The following is a 23,214-nucleotide window of genomic DNA, read 5'->3' as shown; positions in this document are numbered from 1 at the left end:
GTCATGCGTCATCCCGACTGCTGGGGCCATCGCCCGGCTGTGATGGGGGTGATCAACCTCACCCCGGACTCCTTCAGTGATGGAGGACGATTCAACCGGGCGGATCTGGCGTTGAATGAGGCGTCACGTCAGCTGCGGGATGGAGCGCAGCTGCTCGATTTAGGTGCCCAGAGCACCCGTCCTGGTGCTGTTGATGTGGGTGCGGAAGCAGAGCTGTCGCGTCTTCTCCCCTGCCTTCAATCCATTCGCGCAGCCCATCAGGAGGTGATCCTTTCCGTCGACACATTTCGGGCATCCGTGGCTCGAGCCGCGTTGGAGGCAGGCGCTGATTGGATCAACGATGTCAGTGGAGGCAGGCGCGACCCGGCCATGCTGCCCTTGGTCGCCGATGCTGGCTGCCCGTATGTGCTGATGCACAGTCGTGGAGACAGTCAAACCATGGACGACTGCACCGAGTACGGCGACCAGGGCGTTGTTGCCGGAGTGTTGCAGGAACTGAGGTTCAGCACCGACCGTGCTCTCCAAGCGGGCTTGAGCCAGGAACAGCTGATTTGGGATCCAGGTCTTGGCTTCGCGAAGACCACAGACCAGAATCTCCAGCTGATCAGACAGTTGGACGAGCTTCAACAGGACGGCATTCCGCTGTTGCTTGGGCCCTCACGCAAGCGTTTTATCGGTGCTGTTCTTGATCAGCCCCGCGCCAAGGCCAGGATCTGGGGGACGGCTGCTGTCTGCGCCAGGGCTGTGGAGGCCGGGGTTCACGTGGTGCGAGTCCATGATGTAGGGCCGATCAGTCAGGTGGTGACCATGGCCGCGGCGGTGGCCCGGAAGGGTTCACCCACCAACGTTCGTGACTGAGCTGGCTAGAACGGACGCCTCTGTGAGGCATTCATGAGTACGAGCCCTGAGCTCACCCTCCTCTACGACGGTGGATGTCCACTCTGTGTTCGCGAGGTGACGTTTCTGCGTCGGAAGGATCGCGATCAGTCCATCCGCTTCGTTGACATTGATGCACAGGACTATTGTCCAGAGGATTGGTCCGGCATCGGCTACCGCCAGGCGATGGCGAGGATTCATGCCATTCAGGCCGACGGAACAGTGCTCACTGATGTTGCGGTGTTTCGAGAGGCTTATCGCCTGATCGGTCTCGGCTGGCTGTATGCGCCGACCCGCTGGCCAGTGATAGGGCCAGTGGTTGACGTCCTTTATGGCGTCTGGGCCCGGTATCGGCTGAAGATCACCAAGCGTGCATCGCTGGACCAGCTCTGTCAGGAGCGTTGTTCGCTGCCGCAGTGAATGGGCTGGTTCTTTAAAGCAGTTCGATCAAGTCAGGATTCGGGTGTCGTGACACCCTCAATCCGATCCTCAACTTCCTGGTAGAGCTCCTGAAGCTGTTCGATGTTTTCGTCGGAAGTCTCCCAGTAACCACGACCGTGCACCTCAAGCAACGTCCCCACAATGCGGCGGAAGCTGTTGGGATTCAGATCGAGAAGACGCTTGCGCATTTCTGGATCGTTGATGAATGTGTCGTTGGCTTCCTCATAGACGAAGTTGTCGACTGAGCCACTGGTGGCACTCCAGCCAAGAGTGAAATTGAGGCGCTTTGCAACTTCTCGAACACCCTCATAACCCGAGTCGAGCATGCCCTCGTACCACTTCGGATTGAGAAGTTTGGTGCGCGAGTCGAGGCGAATCGTTTCATTCAGGGAGCGCACCTGAGCATTGGCGGTGGTGGTATCGGCGATGTAGCTGGTGGGCGCCTTGCCGTCATCACGCAGACCGGCGATCAGTTTGGTGGGATCGGAGTCGAAATAGTGACTCACATCGGTGAGGGAAATCTCAGCGGAATCCAGATTCTGGAAGGTGACGTCAGCGGTTTTCATGACATTTTCGAAAACATCACGCTTCTGGTTCATCTCACCGGGATTGTCAGCGTTGAAGGCGAATGTTTTCCTGGAGAGATACATCTCCTGCAGCTCGCCTTCCTCTTCCCAGGTGCTGTTTTCCACGGCCAGATTCACGTTGGAGCTGTAGCTGCCGCTGGCATTCGAGAACACACGACAAGCCGCATCTCGCAAACTGCTTCCCTCTTTTTCAGCCTGCTCAAGGGAGTGTTTGCGCACAAAATTCTGCTCTAGCGGCTCATCAGCTTCGGCTGCCATCTTCACGGCCTGATCGATCAGTGCCATCTGGTTGATGAACAGATCGCGGAAGACTCCTGAGCAGTTCACCACCACATCAACACGGGGACGTCCCAGCTCCTCGAGAGGAATGAGCTCGAGCTTGTTGACTCGACCAACGGAGTCCGGCATGGGCTTCACACCCACAAACCAGAGAATCTGTGCCAGAGATTCTCCGTAGGTCTTGATGTTGTCCGTGCCCCAGAGGACGCAGGCAATCGTTTCGGGCCAGGCTCCCTGCTCTTCGCGCTGGCGCTCGATCAACTTGTCCACAACCCCTTTAGCCGCGGCCACAGCAGCCCGCGTCGGGATCGCCTGAGGGTCAAGCGCGTGGATGTTTTTGCCACTGGGGAGAACACCGGGATTCCGAATCGGATCACCGCCAGGACCGGGGAGAATGTATTCGCCATCGAGTGCTTTCAGAAGACTCTCCATCTCCATATCGGCGCAGACCTGCTCAAGGCAGAAACGCAGATAGCCGAACAGTTTGTCGAGCTCAGTCGGATCGATCTCACTGAAACCGTTGGTTTTGCAGGCCTTGAGCCATGGGGACGGCAGCTTGAAGCCGAAGCGGGTCAGCAGGTCGCTGAACCACGACCAGTTGTTGCGCAGGTTGACTCGGCCGTCACTGCCGGTTACAGACCGAACCATGGCGAAGATCGCTGCACGCGATGTCTCTGTGATGGTGCGGTTGAGCTCCACATCAGCGAGAACACCGTTGTCATTCCCCTTGTAGACGTCTTCAATCGTGCGTCCGATCGATTCAGCAAGCAGGCCTGGAAGGGAACGCAGTTCGTCCTCATCCCGCTCAAGAGCAGCGATGTTCACGAGGGTGGCAACGGCTTCCTCAGCGGTGGGGGGTTTACCAATGGTGTGGAGTCCGCAGGGAAGCAGACGACTCTCAATCTCCATCAGCTGGCGATAAACAGCACCAACGAGGGCGTCACGTCCTTCAAGGTCGAGAGATGCGGCATCGTCCTCGGGAAGATCAACATCCTTGTCGAGGTTGCATTGGCGGGCCGTCTCCACAATCGTGTTGACGATTTGCACGCCGCGACCACCTTCACGAAGTTGTTGATAGGAACCAACCAATTCACCAAGTTCCTTGAGGCCCTTGTAAAGACCTGCGTTCTCCGCCGGTGGAGTGAGGTAGCTGATCGTTGAGGCGTAGCCGCGTCTCTTGGCGATGGTGGCTTCAGATGGGTTATTGGCTGCGTAGTAGTAGAGGTTCGGCAGCGATCCAATCAGAGAGTCCGGATAACAGGTTTCGCTCATCCCCATCTGCTTGCCGGGCATGAACTCCAGTGACCCGTGGGTGCCGAAGTGGAGCACGGCATCGGCTTGCCAGATTTTTTCCAGGTAGGTGTAGTAGGCCGCAAATCCGTGATGGGGGCTGGCGCTGCGCGAATAGAGCAGACGCATGGGGTCACCTTCGTAGCCGAAGGTGGGCTGCACGCCGACGAAGACGTTGCCGAAGTGTTTGCCGAACACGAGCAGATTCTGTCCGTCGCTGTTCAGGTTGCCGGGAGGTTGCCCCCAGTTCTCTTCCAGCCGTTCTGAATAGGGAGTGAGTCGCTCGTACTCCTCGACGCTCATCCGGTGCGCGATTGAAAGCTCTGGGGAGCCCTGCATGGCATTGGCGTCGTTGATCACCGCTTCCAGCAAGGCTCTGGGAGTTGGAGGTAAATCTTTGACGTCGTATCCCTTCGCTTTCATCTCTTCCATGACGCGATGGATCGAGCCGAACACATCGAGATAGGCCGCGGTGCCAACGTTGCCCTTGTCGGGCGGGAAGCTGAACACCGTGATCGCCAGCTTTTTATCAACGCGGGGTTTGATGCGCAGCGATGACCATCGAATGGCGCGTTCAGCGATGGCATCAACACGATCCTGCAGTGTGTGAGCTTTTCCGGTTGCGTCGTCTCTGCCGGAGAGAACAATCGGTTCGATCGCACCGTCCAGTTCGGGGATGGCGATCTGGAGTGCCACCTGCACAGGATGCAGGCCCAGGTCACTGTCCTCCCATTCCTGGGTCGTCTGAAACACCAGCGGCAAGGCCACCATGTAGGGCCGGTTCAGTTTCTTCAGTGATTCGACGGCTTTTGGATGGTCCTGTCGGGCCGGACCACCCACCAGAGCAAAGCCGGTGAGGGACACGATGCCGTCAACCAGAGGTTGTTCGGGATTGATTGGGTCGTAGAAAAATGCGTTGACGGGTCTCGAAAAGTCGAGACCACCACAGAAGATGGGAATCACGCGGGCCCCGCGGAACTCGAGCTCCTGGATCGTGGCCACGTAGTGAGCGTCGTCTCCTGTGACGATGTGGCTTCGCTGCAGCACCAGGCCGATCACTGGGCCTTTGAGCGCTTCCTCGGAAAGATCTGTTCGTCTCGACATCCAGTTGAGGTACTCCTTGAGGTCCTCAAACATCGATGGGGCAAGAGGATGCCAGATCCCGAGATCGGGGAAGACCTCCGGCTCTGCGACCTCCATGACAGGACGCTCCTCTCCTGCTTCAGCAGGAAAGACGTATTTGTCCGCCAGCATCAGCAGGAAATTGCGCAGATTGTCCGGTGTTCCACCCAGCCAGTACTGGAAGCTGAGCATGAAGCTGCGCGCATCCTGAGCCTTCTCAACCGGCAGGTACTTGAGAACTGTGGGCAGCGTGTTCAGGAGCTTGAGCATGGCGTCCTGGAAGCCGGCGCCGCCAGCCTCCTTGCGCTTTTTCATGAATCCAGCAATGGCGCTCTTGCTCTGTCCGAGCTGAGCCATCGAGAAGCTGCCGAGCTTGTTGAGGCGCATCACCTCCGGCATGGAGGGGAAGACGACAGCGGCTTTAAGACGGTCACGGTGGGGTGTGACGGCGTCGACAACCTTCTGAGCCAGATCTTCGATGAAAATCAGTGAGGCGATGAACACATCGGCCTGAGCTACATCGCTCTTGAAGTCCTCGTAATTGGTGTCGTCGCGAAGTTCCTCGATGAGGTAGCCGCTGAGTTCGATGCCCAGATCACCTCCGCTGGCGTTCAGAGCGGTGGCCGCCTGCGTGAGTGCGTTCTGATACTGCGGCTCCAGCACCACGTATACCGCCTTCATGACGGATTTATGGTTCTGACCCTCCACAGGAGCCACGCGGCGATTGGCGGAGCGGACCTGTGTGAACATCGGCGCACGTTTACCTGTGTAACGAACTTTACGGCGGTGAGCAGTTCTACGCGCAGGTTTTCTCGCGGTGTTACAACTCGATCCGTTCATAGGCTCTGACGAGAGACATCCCTGGCATGAGTGCTGCTGAGAATCAGTCGATCCCTGTGTTGGTCACCGGAGCTCTGGGACGCATGGGCGCGGAGGTGATCCGTGCTGTTCAGGCTTCACCCGACTGCCACCTGGTGGGGGCTGTCGACACCACACCGGGCAAAGAGGGAGCCGATATCGGTGAACTGATTGGTCTGGGAGCCATCGAGGTTGCCGTCACGGCTGATCTGGAGGGCTGCCTTTGCGCCACCAGCCAGTCCGTTCGTGATGCCGGCCCCGGTCAGGGAGCGGTGATGGTGGATTTCACCCATCCATCGGTGGTGTATGCGAACACCCGAGCGGCCATCGCTTACGGCGTCCACCCTGTGATTGGAACCACAGGACTTTCTCCTGAGCAACTCAAGGACCTGCAGAGTTTTTCAGAGAAGGCCTCCGTGGGCGGTGCTGTGATCCCCAACTTTTCAGTGGGCATGGTGCTGCTTCAACAGGCCGCGGCTGCCGCAGCACGTTTTTATGACCACGCAGAACTCACGGAGCTTCACCACAACCGCAAGGCTGATGCCCCCAGTGGGACCTGCATCAAAACTGCGGAGTTGATGGAGGAGTTGGGCAAATCATTCAATGCCGCAGAGGTTGATGAGCACGAGTCGCTGGAGGGCAGCCGCGGTGGTGAACGCCCCAGTGGACTGCGTTTGCATTCCCTGCGCTTACCAGGGCTGGTGGCTCATCAGGAAGTGATGTTCGGAGCTCCGGGTGAGACCTATACGCTTCGCCACGACACCATTGATCGCGCTGCATATATGCCTGGCGTGTTGTTGTGCGTGCGCAGAGTGAGACAGCTGCCAGGACTCGTCTACGGCCTTGAGAGGCTGATCTGAGTTTTCATGCTGATTCCACTTCGTCCCGGCGAACTGCAGACGCTGATACCAGCTGTGGCGACCGGGACCCAGTTCAGATTTGCACTGGGTGATCCACGCAAGATTTTGCAGCGCTTGCTGATCTCAGGCATTGGTGGAGTGATCACTCTGTTGATCAGTCAGAGCCTTTCATTCAACCGCTGGGGCTCTGTTTGGTTGATTGCAGGAGTCGTTTTGCTGCTTTACATCCTGTGGGGGCCGATTCTTGAGGCGGGTCGACGCAATGCGTCCTTGCGTCGCTACCCATCAGCTGCCCTGTTTGAGGGCGAGGTGATGGAGGCTTACACCAAGGAGCGTGTGGAGAATCAGCGCGAACAGGCCGATGCGAGCGGACGACTCGAGCTGGTTGAAAACCGCAGAACCTGGATGATCCTGGAGCTCGCCGATGAAGACGGCTACCTGGGGAGGGTCAGTTTTCCAATGACCAAGACCCATTCAGCGATTCGGCCAGGCGTTCTGATTCGCTGCATTGTTCTCAGTGAGCGCAAGGATTTTTCGAGTGTCGGCGCACTCACTGATGCATGGCTGCCCCAGCTCAAGCTCTGGGTTGGGGAGTATCCCTTCCTGCTCAGGCCGGCCTTTGAAGATCTCTGCAGGTTGCGCTTGCGTAAAAGTTCTTAATAATGCGTTACGCTGTGTAAAGAAGTCAGGTTGATCATGTCTCAGGTTCCCTCCAACGCTCCCGGTATCCGCGGCGCCACTGTGACCACAGAAGATGGTGGTCGTCTCAATGCTTTTGCAACAGAACCCCGCATGGAAGTGGTGGACACTGAGAGCGGCTGGGGGTTCCACGAGCGCGCGGAAATGCTGAATGGCCGCATGGCCATGCTTGGTTTCATTGCATTGCTGGCCACGGAATTCGCTTTGGGTGGCGAAGCTTTTACTCGTGGTCTTCTCGGCATTGGCTGATTGTTTGACGTGGTGACAGCTGATCCTCAAGTCCGAGACTCCGCTGTCAAAGCAGTTCATCACCAGTTCCGCATCGTTGGAGCTGGCCCGACGGGAGCCCTGTTGGCGCTTGGATTAGCGCAACAGGGCTTTTCTGTTGTTCTTCACGATCGCTTGAGCGCTGAGTTGTTGTTGAGCCGCAGTCGGGCTTACGCCATCACGCACTCCTCAAGGCGTCTCCTGAACGATCTTGGCCTCTGGGATGCCTTGCTGAACGAGATGGAGCCTTTTCACTCTCTGCGGCTTGATGATTGTTCCTCTCGCTGCACCGCCTGGTTCCACGTGCGCGATTTGCGACCTGCCAATCGCACCTCGGAGGCGATTGGATGGATTCTTGACCACCGTCCTTTGATGACTCTTCTGCTCGAGCGGCTAGAGGCCTCAGATCGGGTTGCGCTGCAATTGGATGACGCCACGCCAGCAGAGGAGGCTCTCGCCAGTGCTGGATCTCGCCAGTGGATCGTCGCTGCGGATGGCCCTCGCTCCATCCTGCGTCGCTGGGCTGAGGTGCCTTTCTGGTCCCACGCGTACCAACAGGGTTGCCTGACCGTCAAGCTTCGCCTGACGGGAGCGGATCAGCAGTGTGCTTACGAACTGTTCCGGCCTGAAGGTCCTATGGCCGTTCTGCCCCTTGGGCAGGACCGTTACCAACTGGTTTGGAGTGCACCGTTGCCGCGATGTCGAGATCGAGCTGCCTCTTCTCCATCAGAACTGTTATCGGCGTTGGACGCCATCCTTCCCGATGGAGTGAACGCTGTTCAACTGCTCGATGAACCTGGCGCTTTCCCATTGGAATTAAGCCTGGCGCCTCGTCTTCACCGTGGATCCTTGCTTTTGGTGGGAGAGGCTGGGCATCGTTGTCATCCAGTGGGCGGACAGGGCCTGAATCTTTGTTGGCGTGATGTCAGTGACCTCTTAACTCTCACTGCGGCAGTCCGGCGAGAAGAGATCGCGTCCCCATCGCTGGCTCGACGCTATTCCCGTCGTCGACGCACTGATCTGGTGGGAGTTTTGTTGTCAACGGATCTTCTGATTCGTTTCTTCTCCAATCGCAATCCTCTGCTGATGCCTTTCAGGCGTCTCGCGCTTTTGATGCTGAAGCGCATCAGCTGGATTCGGCGCTTCAGTTTGTCCGCGATGACCGACGGCCCTGGCACCTTGCTGAAACCGCTGCCAAGGTAAGCGCCTCACTCTGAAGTTGATGGTTATCAGCAGTGATCCACAACCAGTGGCGTCCAGAGCGCTGATTGCCTTTCTGCAGCAGCGACTGGGCTTGAGTGAGAACGCCATCAATCTCGGCATTCGTCAGGCCCACCTGGAGCAGGCTCCCCTTCCTGTTGTTCTCTGGAGCTTTGGATTGCTGAACCTGGCGCAGTACCAAGAGGTTCTCGATTGGCAACAGCAACAGGACTAATCGAACCAGCGGCCCACTTTCAGAGTTGGCGCTCCAATCAGTCGTAACGGATCAGTGATTCGATTGGAAGTCCCTCTGGCAAGCGACGGCGTCCGCCCAGATCTGCCAGCTCAATGACAAACCCGCAGCCCACGAGCCTGCCTCCAGCCTTTTGAATCAGCTCCACACTGGCGGCTGCAGTTCCGCCTGTTGCAAGCAGATCGTCGACCAGCAAGACACGGGCTCCATCCGCCAGAGCATCGGTCTGGATTTCAAGACGATCGCTTCCGTATTCAAGGGTGTAATCAACACCGGTCACTTCGCCGGGAAGTTTTCCGGGTTTTCTGACCGGCACAAAGCCAATCTTTTGCTGTGTGGCCAGAGGAGTGCCCACGATGAAGCCCCTGGACTCAATTCCCACGATCAGGTCTGGTTGGAGTCGGTCGCAGACGTCGCCAAGTTGCTGGATCACCTCCCCCCATCCACGGGGATCACGCAACAACGGTGAGATGTCGCGGAACAAAATTCCTTGTTTGGGGAAGTCCGGCACATCGCGAATGAACTGACGAAGATCCACAGGGTGGTGACGCAATGGCCTCAACCCTGGCATCATCGCAGCCATGACCGATGTCACTGCCGAGGCGGCTCCAGATCCGTCGATTCCTGAAGCGGTTCTGGGCCGCCGTGCTCTCGAGCGCCTAGATCTGCTTCTGCTCACTGTTGAATCTCTTGACCTGAACGGAGGGGAAGCCATGCTCTGGGCGACCCGCCAGCTTGGTTTTGAAACGATCTTTCCCAATCGCGTTGAGCTCTGGAAACGTCGCTGCCATAACCCGCTCAGGCGTTCCACGCGACGTGGTCAACTCAGTGCCGTGGAAACAGAGGCCTTGATCAGGATCCTCTGCGTGATGGCCGACCGGCTCTATCCAATGCTTCACCAGTTGCTGTCCAGCAAAGAGCCCCAAGACCTCACTCGCCAGCGCTGGCAGCTGGTCCATCAGCGTCTGCGCGATCTGATTGAAGAGCGCATGAATCTTCGGCGTGGTGCCATTCAGCGTTTTCTCGGCAGTGAGCCTGAAGGCCCGCTGCAGCGACAGCTTGTGTTGACACTGGCACTGGCTGCTGGACCCGGCGGGGTGGATCGTCTCCGCGCCAGTCTTCTTGATCCGACCCCCTGAATGGTGATGCTCAAACAGTCCTATCGCTACGACCAAACCACCGCTCGCCTGGAAGTCGAAGGCTTGCCTGACTTTTCTGCTGGTCATGCAGAGCAGGCCATCGGAATTCTGTCCAGCTGGCGTTTGAAAATCGTCGGCGCCTCCGAGCTGGAGGGCAAACGTGAGCATCTGGAAGCATTGATGCAGGTGGTGATTCCCTACGTGCGGCTGCGTCTTTCAGGGGTAGTCCGTTCCCTGGGTGAGCTGAACGATCCAGTTCGGCTGGTTCCCGATGGGTCTCAGCATCGTCTTGACCTCACCAGTGGCCAGCCAGGAATTCCGCCTCTGTCGATTCAACTGGATGATGCTCAGTTGGCCGATCTCGTTCGTTGTCTTGATGCCTTGCGAAGCGACGGCCGTGTCTGTCTCGCCTGGCCATCGATTCAGCATGAACCCCTTGCTCGTCGAGACATTGTTGAGCGGATCCCCTTAACGCAGAGGCTGACAGCTCCGCTGCTTGGAGGCGCCACGGTTGTGGTCTTGGGTGTCGTGGGGCTCCTGTTGCCATTGCCTGAGGTTCAATCCCCCATGCCTGCGCAGGCTCCCGAGGTCAAGACAGAAACTCCAATCAGCGATCCTGCACAACCTGATCAAGAGCGTTGACCTCTGAGCCAGGCGGCTCAGAATGGCGCGATTGCCTCACGGTTCGCATGGCAGAGAGTCCGTCCAACCTCAAGAGTTCTGTTGTTCGGATTGCTGAGTTCTTGCCGTCAGCGTCTCTCTGCTTTTTGATCATCGTGCAGCGCTGCTGTCGAATCACTGGCTTTGCTCAGGAATTCGCTCTGGAGGCGGTGTGATGAATTCCCCCAATCTGAGACCTCTTAGAGCTGTGCCCAAGACTCGGAGAGTATTCAGCAAGCGGCCCCGGTCAAGGGTGGTTTCAGTTGGCCGTCAGATGCTTGAGGGGGTTCTGTTGTTGGCCCTTGGCTCAGGGTTACTCGCATTTCTGAGCTGGTTGCCTCAGAAGGTCGACGCCATGGTGGTGGTGAGTGAGGCCATCGCTGATCTGATTCGAGGTCTTGGACAGCTCCTGGAAGCATTGCTCGGACTGGCTGCGGTCATCCTGATTGCAATGCTGCTTCTCGCAGGTCTCTTGGCTTTGGTGTCCGGAGTGTTCCGCCTGGTCAAATCCTTCACACGGCTGATCAGCTCCGAGCGTCTCAAGCCAAGTCAAACGATCCATCGTCGATCCAGACCTCGGCGCTGAACTCAGTGTCGAGGGGCGAGTGAACGCTGCACCGTCCACAGTTCCTCAAGCGTCAGTCCACCATCGGCGTCAAGATCGAAGCTCACAAAATTCCGGCTCAACCAGGGCAGTGATTGGCATTCATTCCGATCGATCCGACCATCACCATTGCGATCGGCTTGATTGAAGCGTTTCTGCAGCCGCTGCCCGCTCGGGTGAGGGCTTAAGGGTCTGAGATCCTTCAGCAATAAATAGCCACGCGAGTCAGGTCGTCGCAGACGCCGCTCGAAATAGGGCCGACCCCTGACTTCTCCCGATTCCAGACGACCATCACCGTTCACATCCATCCGGATGAACAGTGCCTCCATGCGTCGGCCGTAGATCTGCACGTGCCGTGGGCTCGCCAGAACCGAGGCGAAGGGGACAACACTTTGCATCCCAAGCAGCACGAAGGCCATCAACACTGGTTGTGTCAAGCGCTTCGCCATGCACTGAGCATATGGAGATCTGGCGACATGGACATGTCTGAGTCGTGACAGATCTCCGATCAGCTGTGACAAGGTCCGTTTGAGCGCGACAGGACGCAACGGCATCCATACGATCAGTGCAACTTGAAGCAGCGCCAGAACCCATGCCCCGCACTTCGATGATCTGGGTGGTTGATGATGACCCTGATTTGCGTCAGATGGTCGGCACCTATCTGCTGGATCAGGGGTATGACGTGCGCAGTCTCAGCGATGTGAAGCAGCTTGAGGCCCGCCTGGAATTTCAGCGACCTGATCTGATCGTGCTCGACCTGATGATGCCCGGTGATGATGGTCTGACGGCACTCCGTCGTCTCAGGGATGCAGGCGATGACCTGCCGGTGGTGATGCTGACGGCTCGTGGAGAAGGCGTGGATCGCATTATCGGTCTGGAGCAGGGGGCTGATGATTACCTGGCCAAGCCTTTTCTGCCCCGTGAGCTTTCAGCGCGGATTGAAGCGGTGTTAAGGCGGCGCAGTGCACTGCCTGCCGGCACTCCTCTGGCTGAAGGCGGTGATGTGGTCTTTGGCGACAATGTGCTGGACCTGGCTGCCCGCACGCTCACCCGTGAAGGCAAACCTGTTGTGATCACCAGTGGCGAGTTCAGCCTGTTGGCGTCATTCGTTCAGCATCCTCATCGCCCTTTGTCGCGCGAGCGGTTGATTGAGCTAGCCCGTGGGCCTGGCTGTGACACCGACAGCCGCAGCATGGATGTTCAGGTCTCGAGGGTGCGCAAACTGGTGGAGCCGGATCCAACCCGCCCGCGTTATCTGCAGACCGTCTGGGGTTATGGCTATGTATTTGTCCCCGACGGCGAACCAAGATCCCGCTGATCCCTCCCTCACGACTGTTGTCGATGCCTTCCCGTCCTTGGCAGAAGCGTCTCACTGCTTTGCTGGGTTGGGGAGGACTGGCCCTCGGTAGTTCGGCGTTTTGTCTGGTGGTTTTCCAGGCTCTCTTCGGTCGTCAACTGGAGCAGTTGCAGACCATTCAGCTTGGAAGAGATCTAGCCCTGAACGTGAGGCTCACTGAGCTGGCACTTGAGCGTTATCCCCCTCATCTGGTTGCGGAACTGAGCGGTCTTGATCTCGAAGTCACGGTTCGTCCCAAACCCGCACCGCTGCCACCGTCAGCAGCTTTTAAGCGACAGGCGGAGGCGTTGCAGCTGCAACTTTGCCAACGCCTTTCACACTGTCCCATGGTGTTGCCCGACCGGGCCGCCCGCGGGGAACGCAGTGTGTGGATCGAATTGATTTCTCCTCTGGAGCCCATCTGGTTGCGTGTGGACGTGCCCTCGGTGATGCGATGGCCTCCGGAACCCACGCTGCTTGGACTTGCCTTGGTGGGCGCAGGCATCATCTGCGGTGGGCTGTTTCTGCTGGTGGAGGTGGAGGCACCTTTGCGGGGGTTGGAGAAAGCGCTCTCCCGTGTGGGTGATGGTGAGGATCCTGATGCCGTCACCGCCCGCGGAGCTCCTGAGGTCCAGCGCCTCACTCAGCGCTTCAATGCCATGGTGCAGAGGCTGGCTGCCAATCGTCGAGAACGCGCCACGATGCTTGCCGGCATCGCCCATGATCTGAGAGCACCGATCACCCGACTTCAGTTCCGTTTGTCCATGCCGCAGCTTTCAGCGGATGAGCGGGAGCGGTGTGCTGGTGACCTTCAGTCTCTTGAGAGGATCACGGGTCAGTTTTTGCTGTTTGCCGGTGGTGGTGACAGTGAAACCTCGGTGCAAGTCCCCCTGGATCAATTGCTGGCGGAGGTGGCGAGCAGTCATCCGGCGGATCAATTGCGTCTCGACCTGGCCCCTCTCTCTGTTTCGGTCAAACCTGTTGCTCTCGGTCGTGCAATTGCCAACCTCATTGACAACGCCTTCTCCTACGGAGTTGCTCCAGTCATTCTTCGTCTGCATGTCGACAATTCACGCTGCTGCATCGAGGTCTGGGATCAAGGCAAAGGGATGCCTGCCCAGCAATGGGAAGAGGCTCTGCAACCGTTTCATCGTCTTGATTCGTCCCGCGGTCAGCAGGGCCACTGCGGTCTAGGGCTGGCGATTGTGTCTCACGTTGCGCGTCTCCACGGTGGCCGGCTCGAGTGCCTCCATCGTCACGAAGTCGATTTAGGACCTGATCCAGGCAGGTTTGCGATCCGCTTCAGCCTGCCGTTGTTGGATGGCCAGGCCAGCTCCCTGACGAGTTGAAATCTGAGAAAAACCGGAGCAGATGTTGAGCTGCCTACCTCCGATGCTTCCAATAGGAGCGGAGCTGTTCCGAACATGGGCAACAAGGGCAAGGCAAAGAAAAACGACCAAGCCAAGAGCAAAGCTCGTTTAGACCGCGTCTCTGACATTGCTTTGGAAAGCCTGGGGGTCAATGCTCAGGACATTGACACTCCATCTGAGCGGTTCGGGGATCTCATGGATGACCATCAGGCCAAGATTGTGAGGCTGAACAAGAAGCTATATGAGGCTGAATTGATCCGCCTCCAGACTGATTTGGTCAGGATGCAGTACTGGATTCGTGAAACCGGCTATCGGATGATCGTTCTGTTTGAAGGGCGTGATGCCGCAGGGAAAGGCGGCACGATCAAACGATTGACCGAACCCCTGAATCCAAGAGGTTGCAGGGTTGTGGCACTGGGAACGCCAACAGAGCATCAAAAAAGCCAGTGGTATTTCCAGCGCTATGTCGAACATTTTCCTGCTGCTGGTGAGATTGTTGTGTTCGATCGAAGCTGGTACAACCGAGCAGGTGTTGAGCGGGTCATGGGGTTCTGCACCCCTGACCAAGTCGAACAGTTTCTTGATGATGCTCCTCAATTTGAACGGATGCTGGTCCGCAGTGGCATTCTTGTTCTCAAGTATTGGTTCTCTGTCAGCGACACTGAGCAGGAGGCACGTTTTCAGTCGCGAATCGATGACCCAACACGTCGTTGGAAGCTGAGTCCGATGGATCTTGAGGCTCGCAATCGCTGGGTTGATTTTTCTAGGGCCAAGGACGAAATGTTCACGCGAACCAATATTCCAGAGGCTCCCTGGTTCACTGTTGAAGCCGATGACAAGAGAAGAGCGCGACTGAATTGTCTTCATCACATTCTCAGCAAAGTGCCCTGGGAAGACATGACACCTCCTGGGATCAAGCTTCCTCCCAGGCCTAAAAAAGGTGATTATGCACGCCCTCCCATCAACGAACAATTCTTTGTTCCCAATGGCTATCCCTTTTGACTGGAGTCGGAAGAGAGTAACACTCGAATGCCGGCGATTCTTGACGTGAAATAATTTTGAATCCGGTTCAGAAAATCAGAGAAAACCCCCAGTGAATTGCCTATCCTTGGCGATTCGGATTCGCGATGATGCACTAATATGTGCCACTAGATTGGAGCTTTTGCAAAGAATTGATTGACAATATTGTCGTCTTAATTGTGACCGTGCCTGTGGAATTTGAATCCTGATTTGATCTTACAAATAGGGTCTGAATTGCATTAAAAGCCAAGCTGTGGTGGGTTGACAGTGATTTGTCCAGAGTGCTTTAAGAGGGTTGCGCGTGTATCTGGTTGTTCGCGGAGTCGGAATCAAGACCACTAGCGTGGTTCAAATTTTTCCAACTGATGCCTGATACAACAGTGAGCTATTTCACCATACGATCAATCGAACTCAAGACTTCGATCGCGGACGGCTATGAAAAAGATAGTCTGGAAAGATTCCTGAATCAATATATCAGTCGAGGTGTTCAAGGATCTGTTCGCTATTTTTGTGAATCAGAGTTTGAAGTTTATTCCAAAATCAGAGTGGTTATGGAATTTATGCAACAGGATTTGGCTTCAGTGAATGAGATTTTTGAGATGATCCAAACCATCGAGCTTGATCAGTGGTCATTGGAGACGAATGCTGAAACTAGTGCGCCAACGCTTGTGCGACAAATCAGGTCTGCAGAACATCAAGTTGCTTAGAAGCTGGTTAGGAGCAAGGCCTCTACATCACCAATTTATCCTTTTTACAGAATGCTTGAACGATTGATATTTGCGTATTGGTTCTTGCTACGGATGCAAAAAATTACTTAAGTCGATAAAATTAAAGTTGATGCATCGGATTTGACTTTATTGTAGATCGTTGATTCCAGACTTGAATTTTGCGGAACGTTCAAGAATTCAGATCACATCTTCAAACAATTCATCTTCGCCGTAGAACAACCACGGTTGACCATTGTCAAGACGATTGCGCTTGAGCCAGGCGCTAAAGCTTTCGACCTCATCCTGTTGAGGCAGAGTTTCGTTTGAATTTTCGTTCATGGAGAACAATCTGATCAGAAGCGGTGAATCTCACGTGTGATTTCATTCATTCAGCCGTGATTGTTTAATCATCTTCAGGTTCCTTCTGCTGGACCTGGAAGTTGAAGCACCCGAGACTTGGCGAAGATGAACCAGCTTCAAGGGCTTGTCATCACTGTTTCACGATCTGAGCTGGCATGTGTTTCATGGCTGAATTTTCCTGATTCCCCTGGTTCTGCCACAAAGGTCTCTTTTTGTTCTGGATCATGACCCTGTCTGGTCCTTGCCCCAGGCACTGTTTCCGACGGGGCGATAGGGATACCGCCCCGTTTTTTTTTGGTGATGAGTGTTGTCCAATGGTCTCTCAACCGTGATCTCCAATGAGTGGAGTGCAAGTGCGGAATCTGAGACAGTAAAAAAATTTGGCTTTAGGAAATTATTGCGATTCAATGAATGTCGACGTTGATTGAATTTTTATTGTGTTTTGATCGGACCTTGTCGGGTCGCCACTGCTCATCAGGTTGGAGTTACTTTTTGACGCTTTGTCCTGTTTGATGCTCACTCCTTCTGTGATCCGACAGGAGCGGCCGTTTCGATGGCTTGACCTGCCATGACATGGAGCTGAAAAGCCCTTGACAACCTGCTTGTTGGCGTAATGATAATAAAAATTTGTTCAAAACAATGTTTATCACTGTTTTCGGTCAGAAAGGAGGTGTTGCAAAAACATGTACGAGCGTTCACTTAGCTGCTATCTGGGCTCATCAACACAAAAAAGTTGCCTTGATCGATGCGGATAGGAATCGTTCGGCAACTGCTTATGGAGCACGAGAATTGCTCCCTTATCCAGTCATCCCGATTGAAGCCGCAGCCAAAGTCGCCAGAGGTGCCGATATCGTTGTCACAGATGGTCAGGCGAGCAGCAACGAAGAAGAACTAAAAAATCTTGTTGAAGGTTCCGATATTATTGTGCTCCCCACAACACCACAGAGTCGCTCGTTAGAATTAACGATCGAAATGTCGACCTTGTTGAATCATTACCGCATTCCTTATGCCGCTTTATTAGTCAAGGTTGATTCACGCAAACGGTCTTCAGCAGAATCAGCTGTTGAAATCCTTGAAGGATTTGATATTCACGTTTTGCAGTCTCAAATTCCTCTTTTAAGTGCTTTTGAGAGTGCTGAAACAAACGGCGTCACGGTGGATCAGTCTGTTGATAAAAGAGGTCGTGCACATTCAAGGCGCATGATGGGCTGGTTCGCTTATGACAAAGCATGCACTGAGATTGAAGAGCTTTATGAGGCTCATCGAGAAACAACTCAGTCGCTGACTCCAATCGGTTGGGATTTCACACCGTTGGAACAGAGAGCCGCGTAATTCAGAACAGCATGCTGATCGCGGATGTGTGTTGAAAGCATCTAACTCATCTGTTCGGCTCATTCTGAACGTGGTTTTAAGCCACGGATCAAGTGAATCCGTTTCAGCACACTTTTCTCTGCTGTGAATTGAAGCACGAATTCGATAGTCTATTTGGTTATCTATTCTCCAATTGATCTTGTATTCTTTGTCGATCGAACAAGCCTGATAGACAGTCATGTGTGCACTACCAGGCTTTTTTGTTGCTGCTGATATCAGGAAGTGAAGATTAGATTGTAACCCTGATAAAAACCGAAGGCAACGACCCAGGCCACGATCATTGAAACAGCAACAGAAAAGAGTGTAAATCTCGCCGATTTGGTTTCACCCCAGATTGTGGCAACTGTTGTGAGACATGGGACGTAGAGAAGACTGAAAAGGCAATAGCTGAAACCCTGTTGGAAGTTGATGACACCGCCAAGGGTTGTTTTGAGCGCATCGCTTCCTTCAGTCATCCCATACATTGTCGCAACAGCAGCCAACTGAACCTCTTTGGCGACGAAGCCAATGATGAGTGAAACTGTCAATAATGGATTGATCCCCAAAGGAGCCATCAAAGGTTGGAAGAAGGTTCCGATCTGACCTGCGTAGGTGTTCAATCCCTCAGAGCCACCGGGATAATTTGTAAGGAACCAGGTAATTGTTGTACCGATGATCATGAAGACAGAGAGTTTTTGTACGAATGTCTTCATTTCACTCCATACATTCAGTGCAACTTGCTTGAATGTAGGAGTTCTGTAAGGGGGTAATTCAATGACAAATGGGTCTTTTGATTTGAATTGTCCACTTGCATTGAATATCATTGCCATAACAAAAGCGACGATAAAGCTAATGATATATAGAAGCCATAGAGCCACTGCGCCCATGTTGCTTGGAAGAATAATTCCCAGGAAGAAAACAAAAACTTGCAGTCTTGCAGAACATAATGCAAATGGGATGACAAGAATTGAAAGTAAACGTTGACTGCGTGAACGAATCGTTCTTGTACCCATAATCGCGGGAACATTGCATCCGAATCCAAACAGCTGCATGACGAAGCCACGACCATCAAGACCTGCTTTGCGCATGATGTTATCCATCAGATACGCAGCTCTTGAGAGATAACCACTGTCTTCTAGAGCAGTCATCACCACAAAGAAGAAGGCAACAAGTGGTACAAAACCCAGCAGCGAAGCGAAACCTGTATAGGGACCACTGATAACGAAATCTTTGACGATGTCCGGGAGGAAGCTCAGTCCTGGCTCTAAAACTGTGGCTTGTAACCAATCAGTGAAATCCCCGACGGGATCCTGCGCTGGCATTCCGATATTCCATATAAATAGGAATAGGACCAACATGGTCAGGAAGAAGATCGGCAAACCGAAAATTGGATGCAAGAGCACTGCATCCATTCGATTTGTGAATGTCACCAGGTTTTCTGGTGGCATTTCTATTCCCTGATCTAGAGAGTCTTGAATCTCTTCGTCGCTAATTTTATTTTGCCTGCAAAACTCAACAAGTTCTTTTACCTTATAAGAATCTGTGATGTCGTTAACAGTGTTCCAAATTCCGTCAATTGCCAGACTGCAACCAGCACCGTATTTGGCACTAATCGTAAAAACAGGCATCTCAAGGAATTGAGATAACTTCTGCGTATTGATCTTCACACCAAAGCGTTTTACTTCATCGGCCATATTCAAAGCAACTAAGCTTGGTATACCCAATTTCTTTAATTGAAGAGGTAGAAGTATCTGACGATCAATCTGAGAAGCATTGATGACGCAAACGATCAGATCAAAGCTGTATTGTTCAAGGAAGTCCTGAACGACTTTTTCATCTTCTGTGAATCCATCTAAATCGTAGATTCCTGGTAGATCAACAAACTCGACTGTCTTGCCATCACGTTCAACCTTCGCTTGCATGAAATCAACTGTTAGGCCAGGCCAGTTGGCGACACCAGCAGTTGCATTCGTAACTCGATTGAAAAAGGTTGATTTACCTGTGTTGGGTTGACCAACAAAAACAATCCTGGGTAACTCGTTTTTTGATTGCGTTGTCTTGCCGGTTTCTGCAGTGATCATGATGGGGAGTAAAGCTGATTGAAATGGACTAAATGGTCGTCTTCATGACTTTTTAAGATCAATCACATCAGTGATTTCCACCAAAGCTGCTTCTGACTTGCGTATGGCAATTTCAGTGGTGCTGCCAACCCTCACCTCATAGGGATCTCCGCCAGGAGCCTTGCGCATCACCTGAACGGTGCGCCCTTTCCTGATTCCCATTGCTTCTAAACGGTCTTTGAAGGAATTACTCAGGTCGCTACCATCACTGCTTACACCAACGACAGTTGCTGAATGATGAACTGCTAGTTCACTTAAATCCATTGCGTAGCTGTGGGATTGCGTCTCTATGAAAAGACTAGAGCTCTGACAATCGGCTGGCAATTACAGAGGACTTAAAACTGCAATTTTTGTAGAATTTGTTACGAGTTGTATGACATTGTTGTTGGAACTATAAACAAAAACAGTAATTTGAGGCCTTGACGGTATTTTCTGTTGCATATGTTACCTGGTAAATGATGTTGCTTGTCGGGCTATGAAACGCTGCTAGTTTTAAAGCAGACTATTCGTAATCATGCTGATTATTGAAATTGAATTGCTCATTGCGCTTGTACTTGTTTTAATAGCAATTACGCGTCGTACTGCGATTACTCAGTGGCTGGCCAATAGAAGATACCAGATAGGTCTCAAGAGAGCGCGAACATTGTTTCAACTTTTGGATCAGAAAGACGGCCAAAATGCTGTTGTCAATCATCTCCTTGAAGAAGGACATTTTTTGCGCTCAAAGCGTAGGGTCGGAGATTTTTATTGTATTCCTGCTGAGAATATTGATGGTGAACTCCAGGACATTATGCTTCGAATGTCTCATAAAAACGAACCCCGGTGGATTGCACTTAGGAGGCTCTATCTAAGTGCAATTCAGGATGGTTATTTCAAAAAAGCTGTGATTGATATACCGCCTCTGTGGGATCGAGAATTTGATGTTGCTTACGAGCACTGGAAGGACAATTTGTCAGGATCGATTCAAAAGCATGGCGAGGAGGATGCTTGGATCGTCGCTTGAGCATGAACCACCTTGTATTCAATATCGATCTCATCTTTTTCATTCCTATCAATATTGATCATTAATGCTTGATCGATTTTGACTGATTTTTTGTGGTTCTCAACCAAGTGTTGATTGATTTTAAAAGACTCTGAAGCAGTCGGCCAACCGCCTTAAAGAGTTTTTTCAGACCCAGTGGCGGCATCTTTCCGCATTTGCTGCAGTGTGGCATCGGATTGGTTCGCTTGGATATCGTTTACCCTAAACAGTACCCCTTGATTTGATCTCGTTCTTTCTTTTTCCTTCCTATCCGGTTGAGTTCAGTTCTTGCAGGATCGAGATCAATTGATAAGCCAAATCACAATGCTGGTCTGCTTTTGTCCATCTTTACGACTTTCTTTTGCAGCAGTCTTGCCTTTTGAGAGCTCCTGACTCACCTGCTTCGATTTGTTTGCCATTTTCCAATCGCTTGATCCCGTCTTCCGTTGTTGTTAGGCTGCTATTAGATTTGTTCTAGCCGCTTCAGATGAGAAAAGAGTATCAACATCTTGCCAAGAAGATGTCTAGTGGCGAACAAATGGTTTTTGAGAATGAGTTTGAGCTGCGTTGCAGACAGCCTTCATTGGGAGTTGTTTACGCTCTTCTCCTGGGATGGTTTGGCTACCATCGATTTTGGCTGAATGATCGCAAAAGCGGTCTTGTTTTTCTCGTTTTCTTCTGGACCTTATTGCCGGCTTTGTTCTCTATTTTTGATGCTTTGTGCATGCGTGAGTTGTGTACTGGTTATAACAATAAGCTTGCCAAGCAATTATATGACGACATCAAGCAGATCAGTCCCTATTGAATGTTTGGTTTAACTCTTCCCGGGGCAAGATCTCAGGGATCTCGTTATCGCCTTACTGTTTTTGACGGATTGGCGAATCATTTGCATTCATAATCGTCCTGATCGCTTGCCTTTTGGTTCTTTTTTCTTAGTATTTGCATTCCTCTTTTTTTGGTGTGAGGAATCTCATGAAATTGTTCAAGCAACTGCTGGTTGCTCCTGCTGCTCTGGGCCTTCTGGCTCCAATGACTGCTGGTGCAACTGAAGTCAATGCTGTTGGTGTTTCCGACTACGCCTCTGTGTCTGCTGACACGGTTGCTGCTGAGCAGGTCACCAGCATCACCCAGTTCTCCGACGTCTATCCGACCGACTGGGCTTATCAGGCTCTCAGCAACCTGATCGAGCGCTACGGCTGCGTTGCCGGTTACCCCAACGGCACTTACCGGGGCAACCGTGCCATGACCCGCTTTGAAGCGGCTGCACTGCTGAATGCCTGCCTCGACCGCGTCACCGAAGTGACCGACGAGCTCAAGCGCCTGATGAAGGAGTTCGAAAAGGAGCTCGCCATCGTCAAGGGCCGCGTTGACGGTCTGGAAGCCCGCGTTGGCGAACTGGAAGCCACCCAGTTCTCCACCACCACCAAGCTTGAAGGTCAGACCAGTTTCGTCCTTGGAGCCAACACGTTTGGTGGGGACCTGAATGAATACGATCTCTTTGGCATTAATGACGCATACGATCTAGGCCTGACTGATACTCAGATCAACGATTATTTAGAAGACCCTGATGACGGTCTTTTTGAGAATACGCCGTTCAGTGATGTTGCTCTCGCTCAACTCTTTATCAGTGGTGATAATGCACAAGACTATGAGAACAGAGAGTATGGAGCCGTAACTTTTAACTATGACACACAGATTAACTTCAATACCAGTTTTACTGGTAAGGATCTGCTGACAACGACTCTCCGAGCTGGCAATTTCGGCAGAACTGCATTTTTCGGTGCTCCGACTACCCTTTCAACTCTCGAGGTTGCTTCTGATTCCCTGGATGGCGCCGGCAGCGGAGATGCAGTTTACATCGATAAAATCTTTTATACCGCACCGATTGGAAGCAGCTTCAACATTGTTGTCGGTGCCAATGTTGGTCAGGATGACATGATGCCAATGTGGCCCTCTGTTTATCCTTCCGGAGATGGCAACACTGTTCTTGATGTGTTGACACTCAACGGCGCGCCTGGTGCATACAACAAAACCCAAGGCCCTGGTGCAGCACTTAACTACGAAAATGACGGGTTCGTAGCTGGCGTTCAGTACGTTTCTCAAAACGGCATGATCGGCAATCCTCAGGAAGGTGGAATCGCCTCGGATGGTTCAGCTGGAGTAGGTACTGTCCAGATCGGTTATCAGGCTGAGCAGTGGGGTATTGCTGGTGTTTACTCCTACCTGCAAGATGCGCAGTTAGTTCCCTATACAACTGCCTTCACGCAGCTCAGTTATCTCGTCAGTGATGCGACGAGTGACAGCTCTCTTAACGCCTTCGCACTTTCAGGTTATTGGCAACCTGAAGATACAGGTTGGATTCCTGCAATCAGTGCTGGTTGGGGTATCAATACTCTCAACGATACCGATGGTTCTCCTGATCGCATTGTGACGACTTCGCAGTCCTGGCAAGTTGCCCTCCACTGGGACGACGCATTCCTTCAAGGCAATAGTCTTGGTTTCGCGATTGGACAACCCACATTCGCGACTGCATTGAAAGGTGGGGACACTCCTTATGATGGCAACTATGTCATGGAAGCTTATTACGGTTTCCAAGTTACAGATAACATTACTGTGACTCCAGCAGTGTTTTATCTGAGCCGTCCTTTGGGCGAACTCACTTATCTTGGTGAAAGTGGCTCAGACGGAACATTCAATCAGTTCGGTGGAGTTCTCCGTACAACTTTCACGTTCTGATCGAATCAATCCTGCGGGACTGGGTGATAACGTTTGTTTCATCCATTCCTGAAGTTACA

25 protein-coding genes are annotated in these 23,214 nt (G+C 53.0%); 19 read left to right on the top strand and 6 right to left on the bottom strand.

Annotated features, from left to right (window positions below; translation table 11 throughout):
- Positions 1-3: 3 nt before the first annotated feature.
- Positions 4-858 (top strand): dihydropteroate synthase, encoded by an 855-nt coding sequence (gene folP / locus AC6EI9_RS04445; protein ID WP_498469326.1) that lies wholly within the window; start codon positions 4-6, stop codon positions 856-858.
- Between the two features lie 33 nt (positions 859-891).
- The gene (locus tag AC6EI9_RS04440; protein ID WP_498469325.1) at positions 892-1,296 is read left to right on the top strand and encodes a thiol-disulfide oxidoreductase DCC family protein; all 405 of its coding nucleotides are present in this window, start codon (positions 892-894) and stop codon (positions 1,294-1,296) included.
- A 32-nt stretch (positions 1,297-1,328) separates the two neighbouring features.
- On the opposite strand, the gene AC6EI9_RS04435 is transcribed toward AC6EI9_RS04440, so the two are convergent.
- Positions 1,329-5,345 carry a magnesium chelatase subunit H gene (locus tag AC6EI9_RS04435; RefSeq protein ID WP_498469324.1) on the bottom strand — a complete coding sequence of 1,339 codons (4,017 nt, stop codon included), beginning with the start codon at positions 5,343-5,345 and terminating at the stop codon, positions 1,329-1,331.
- 116 nt (positions 5,346-5,461) lie between these two features.
- Between AC6EI9_RS04435 and dapB the strand changes: the two genes are divergently transcribed.
- From dapB to AC6EI9_RS04410, 5 genes are read left to right on the top strand one after another with little or no spacing between them, the layout of a single operon-like run.
- Positions 5,462-6,313: a 4-hydroxy-tetrahydrodipicolinate reductase gene (gene dapB, locus AC6EI9_RS04430; protein WP_498469323.1), complete on the top strand. Its 852-nt coding sequence runs from the start codon at positions 5,462-5,464 to the stop codon at positions 6,311-6,313.
- Positions 6,314-6,319: 6 nt separating this feature from the next.
- A complete protein-coding gene (locus AC6EI9_RS04425; RefSeq protein WP_498469322.1) occupies positions 6,320-6,973 on the top strand; it encodes a DUF8619 family protein in 654 nt (217 codons plus the stop codon).
- 36 nt (positions 6,974-7,009) lie between these two features.
- A complete protein-coding gene (locus AC6EI9_RS04420; protein WP_498469321.1) occupies positions 7,010-7,261 on the top strand; it encodes a CAB/ELIP/HLIP family chlorophyll-binding protein in 252 nt (83 codons plus the stop codon).
- Between the two features lie 12 nt (positions 7,262-7,273).
- Positions 7,274-8,482 carry an FAD-dependent monooxygenase gene (locus AC6EI9_RS04415; RefSeq protein ID WP_498469320.1) on the top strand — a complete coding sequence of 403 codons (1,209 nt, stop codon included), beginning with the start codon at positions 7,274-7,276 and terminating at the stop codon, positions 8,480-8,482.
- Positions 8,483-8,501: 19 nt separating this feature from the next.
- Positions 8,502-8,714: a DUF2949 domain-containing protein gene (locus AC6EI9_RS04410; protein ID WP_067097090.1), complete on the top strand. Its 213-nt coding sequence runs from the start codon at positions 8,502-8,504 to the stop codon at positions 8,712-8,714.
- 37 nt (positions 8,715-8,751) lie between these two features.
- Here the strand turns inward: AC6EI9_RS04410 and AC6EI9_RS04405 are convergent, their stop codons facing one another.
- A complete protein-coding gene (locus AC6EI9_RS04405; RefSeq protein WP_498469319.1) occupies positions 8,752-9,315 on the bottom strand; it encodes an adenine phosphoribosyltransferase in 564 nt (187 codons plus the stop codon).
- On the opposite strand from AC6EI9_RS04405, the gene AC6EI9_RS04400 reads away from it, so the two are divergent.
- The 4 genes from AC6EI9_RS04400 (at position 9,314) to AC6EI9_RS04385 (ending at position 11,117) form a co-directional block, all read left to right on the top strand.
- Positions 9,314-9,871, top strand: a complete 558-nt coding sequence (locus AC6EI9_RS04400; protein WP_498469318.1) for a DUF3038 domain-containing protein — start codon at positions 9,314-9,316, stop codon at positions 9,869-9,871. The genes AC6EI9_RS04405 and AC6EI9_RS04400 overlap by 2 nt on opposite strands.
- Positions 9,872-10,513 carry a DUF4335 domain-containing protein gene (locus AC6EI9_RS04395; protein ID WP_498469317.1) on the top strand — a complete coding sequence of 214 codons (642 nt, stop codon included), beginning with the start codon at positions 9,872-9,874 and terminating at the stop codon, positions 10,511-10,513.
- 47 nt (positions 10,514-10,560) lie between these two features.
- The gene (locus AC6EI9_RS04390; RefSeq protein WP_498469316.1) at positions 10,561-10,707 is read left to right on the top strand and encodes a hypothetical protein; all 147 of its coding nucleotides are present in this window, start codon (positions 10,561-10,563) and stop codon (positions 10,705-10,707) included.
- Positions 10,708-10,784: 77 nt separating this feature from the next.
- Positions 10,785-11,117, top strand: a complete 333-nt coding sequence (locus AC6EI9_RS04385; protein ID WP_498469315.1) for a hypothetical protein — start codon at positions 10,785-10,787, stop codon at positions 11,115-11,117.
- 2 nt (positions 11,118-11,119) lie between these two features.
- On the opposite strand, the gene AC6EI9_RS04380 is transcribed toward AC6EI9_RS04385, so the two are convergent.
- The gene (locus AC6EI9_RS04380; protein WP_498469314.1) at positions 11,120-11,584 is read right to left on the bottom strand and encodes an EF-hand domain-containing protein; all 465 of its coding nucleotides are present in this window, start codon (positions 11,582-11,584) and stop codon (positions 11,120-11,122) included.
- Positions 11,585-11,727: 143 nt separating this feature from the next.
- Here AC6EI9_RS04380 and AC6EI9_RS04375 point away from each other — a divergent pair, with 143 nt between their 5' ends.
- The 4 genes from AC6EI9_RS04375 (at position 11,728) to AC6EI9_RS04360 (ending at position 15,568) form a co-directional block, all read left to right on the top strand.
- On the top strand, positions 11,728-12,453 hold the full coding sequence (locus tag AC6EI9_RS04375) for a response regulator (protein ID WP_170951832.1): 726 nt from the start codon (positions 11,728-11,730) through the stop codon (positions 12,451-12,453).
- Between the two features lie 23 nt (positions 12,454-12,476).
- Entirely contained in the window at positions 12,477-13,820 is a 1,344-nt protein-coding gene (locus AC6EI9_RS04370; protein ID WP_498469313.1) for an ATP-binding protein, read from the top strand.
- Positions 13,821-13,895: 75 nt separating this feature from the next.
- On the top strand, positions 13,896-14,843 hold the full coding sequence (gene ppk2, locus AC6EI9_RS04365) for a polyphosphate kinase 2 (protein ID WP_498469312.1): 948 nt from the start codon (positions 13,896-13,898) through the stop codon (positions 14,841-14,843).
- Positions 14,844-15,226: 383 nt separating this feature from the next.
- Positions 15,227-15,568 carry a hypothetical protein gene (locus AC6EI9_RS04360; protein WP_498469311.1) on the top strand — a complete coding sequence of 114 codons (342 nt, stop codon included), beginning with the start codon at positions 15,227-15,229 and terminating at the stop codon, positions 15,566-15,568.
- Between the two features lie 198 nt (positions 15,569-15,766).
- On the opposite strand, the gene AC6EI9_RS04355 is transcribed toward AC6EI9_RS04360, so the two are convergent.
- Positions 15,767-15,907 (bottom strand): hypothetical protein, encoded by a 141-nt coding sequence (locus tag AC6EI9_RS04355; protein WP_498469310.1) that lies wholly within the window; start codon positions 15,905-15,907, stop codon positions 15,767-15,769.
- A gap of 660 nt (positions 15,908-16,567) precedes the next feature.
- Here AC6EI9_RS04355 and AC6EI9_RS04350 point away from each other — a divergent pair.
- A complete protein-coding gene (locus AC6EI9_RS04350) occupies positions 16,568-17,260 on the top strand; it encodes a ParA family protein (protein ID WP_498469309.1) in 693 nt (230 codons plus the stop codon).
- 254 nt (positions 17,261-17,514) lie between these two features.
- Here AC6EI9_RS04350 and feoB read toward each other — a convergent pair whose 3' ends face one another.
- On the bottom strand, positions 17,515-19,359 hold the full coding sequence (gene feoB / locus AC6EI9_RS04345; RefSeq protein ID WP_498469308.1) for a ferrous iron transport protein B: 1,845 nt from the start codon (positions 19,357-19,359) through the stop codon (positions 17,515-17,517).
- Between the two features lie 42 nt (positions 19,360-19,401).
- Positions 19,402-19,662 carry a FeoA family protein gene (locus AC6EI9_RS04340; protein WP_498469307.1) on the bottom strand — a complete coding sequence of 87 codons (261 nt, stop codon included), beginning with the start codon at positions 19,660-19,662 and terminating at the stop codon, positions 19,402-19,404.
- Positions 19,663-19,912: 250 nt separating this feature from the next.
- Here AC6EI9_RS04340 and AC6EI9_RS04335 point away from each other — a divergent pair, with 250 nt between their 5' ends.
- The 3 genes from AC6EI9_RS04335 to AC6EI9_RS04325 all read left to right on the top strand — a co-directional run bounded on the left by AC6EI9_RS04335 (position 19,913) and on the right by AC6EI9_RS04325 (position 23,155).
- A complete protein-coding gene (locus tag AC6EI9_RS04335; RefSeq protein WP_498469306.1) occupies positions 19,913-20,401 on the top strand; it encodes a hypothetical protein in 489 nt (162 codons plus the stop codon).
- A gap of 505 nt (positions 20,402-20,906) precedes the next feature.
- Complete coding sequence (locus tag AC6EI9_RS04330; protein ID WP_498469305.1) at positions 20,907-21,224, top strand: TM2 domain-containing protein; 318 nt, start codon at positions 20,907-20,909, stop codon at positions 21,222-21,224.
- A gap of 167 nt (positions 21,225-21,391) precedes the next feature.
- Positions 21,392-23,155 (top strand): iron uptake porin, encoded by a 1,764-nt coding sequence (locus tag AC6EI9_RS04325; RefSeq protein ID WP_498469304.1) that lies wholly within the window; start codon positions 21,392-21,394, stop codon positions 23,153-23,155.
- The last annotated feature ends 59 nt before the right edge of the window (positions 23,156-23,214 follow it).

The organism is Synechococcus sp. MIT2312 (assembly GCF_059772315.1).
This window is presented reverse-complemented; position numbering and strand designations above follow the sequence as displayed.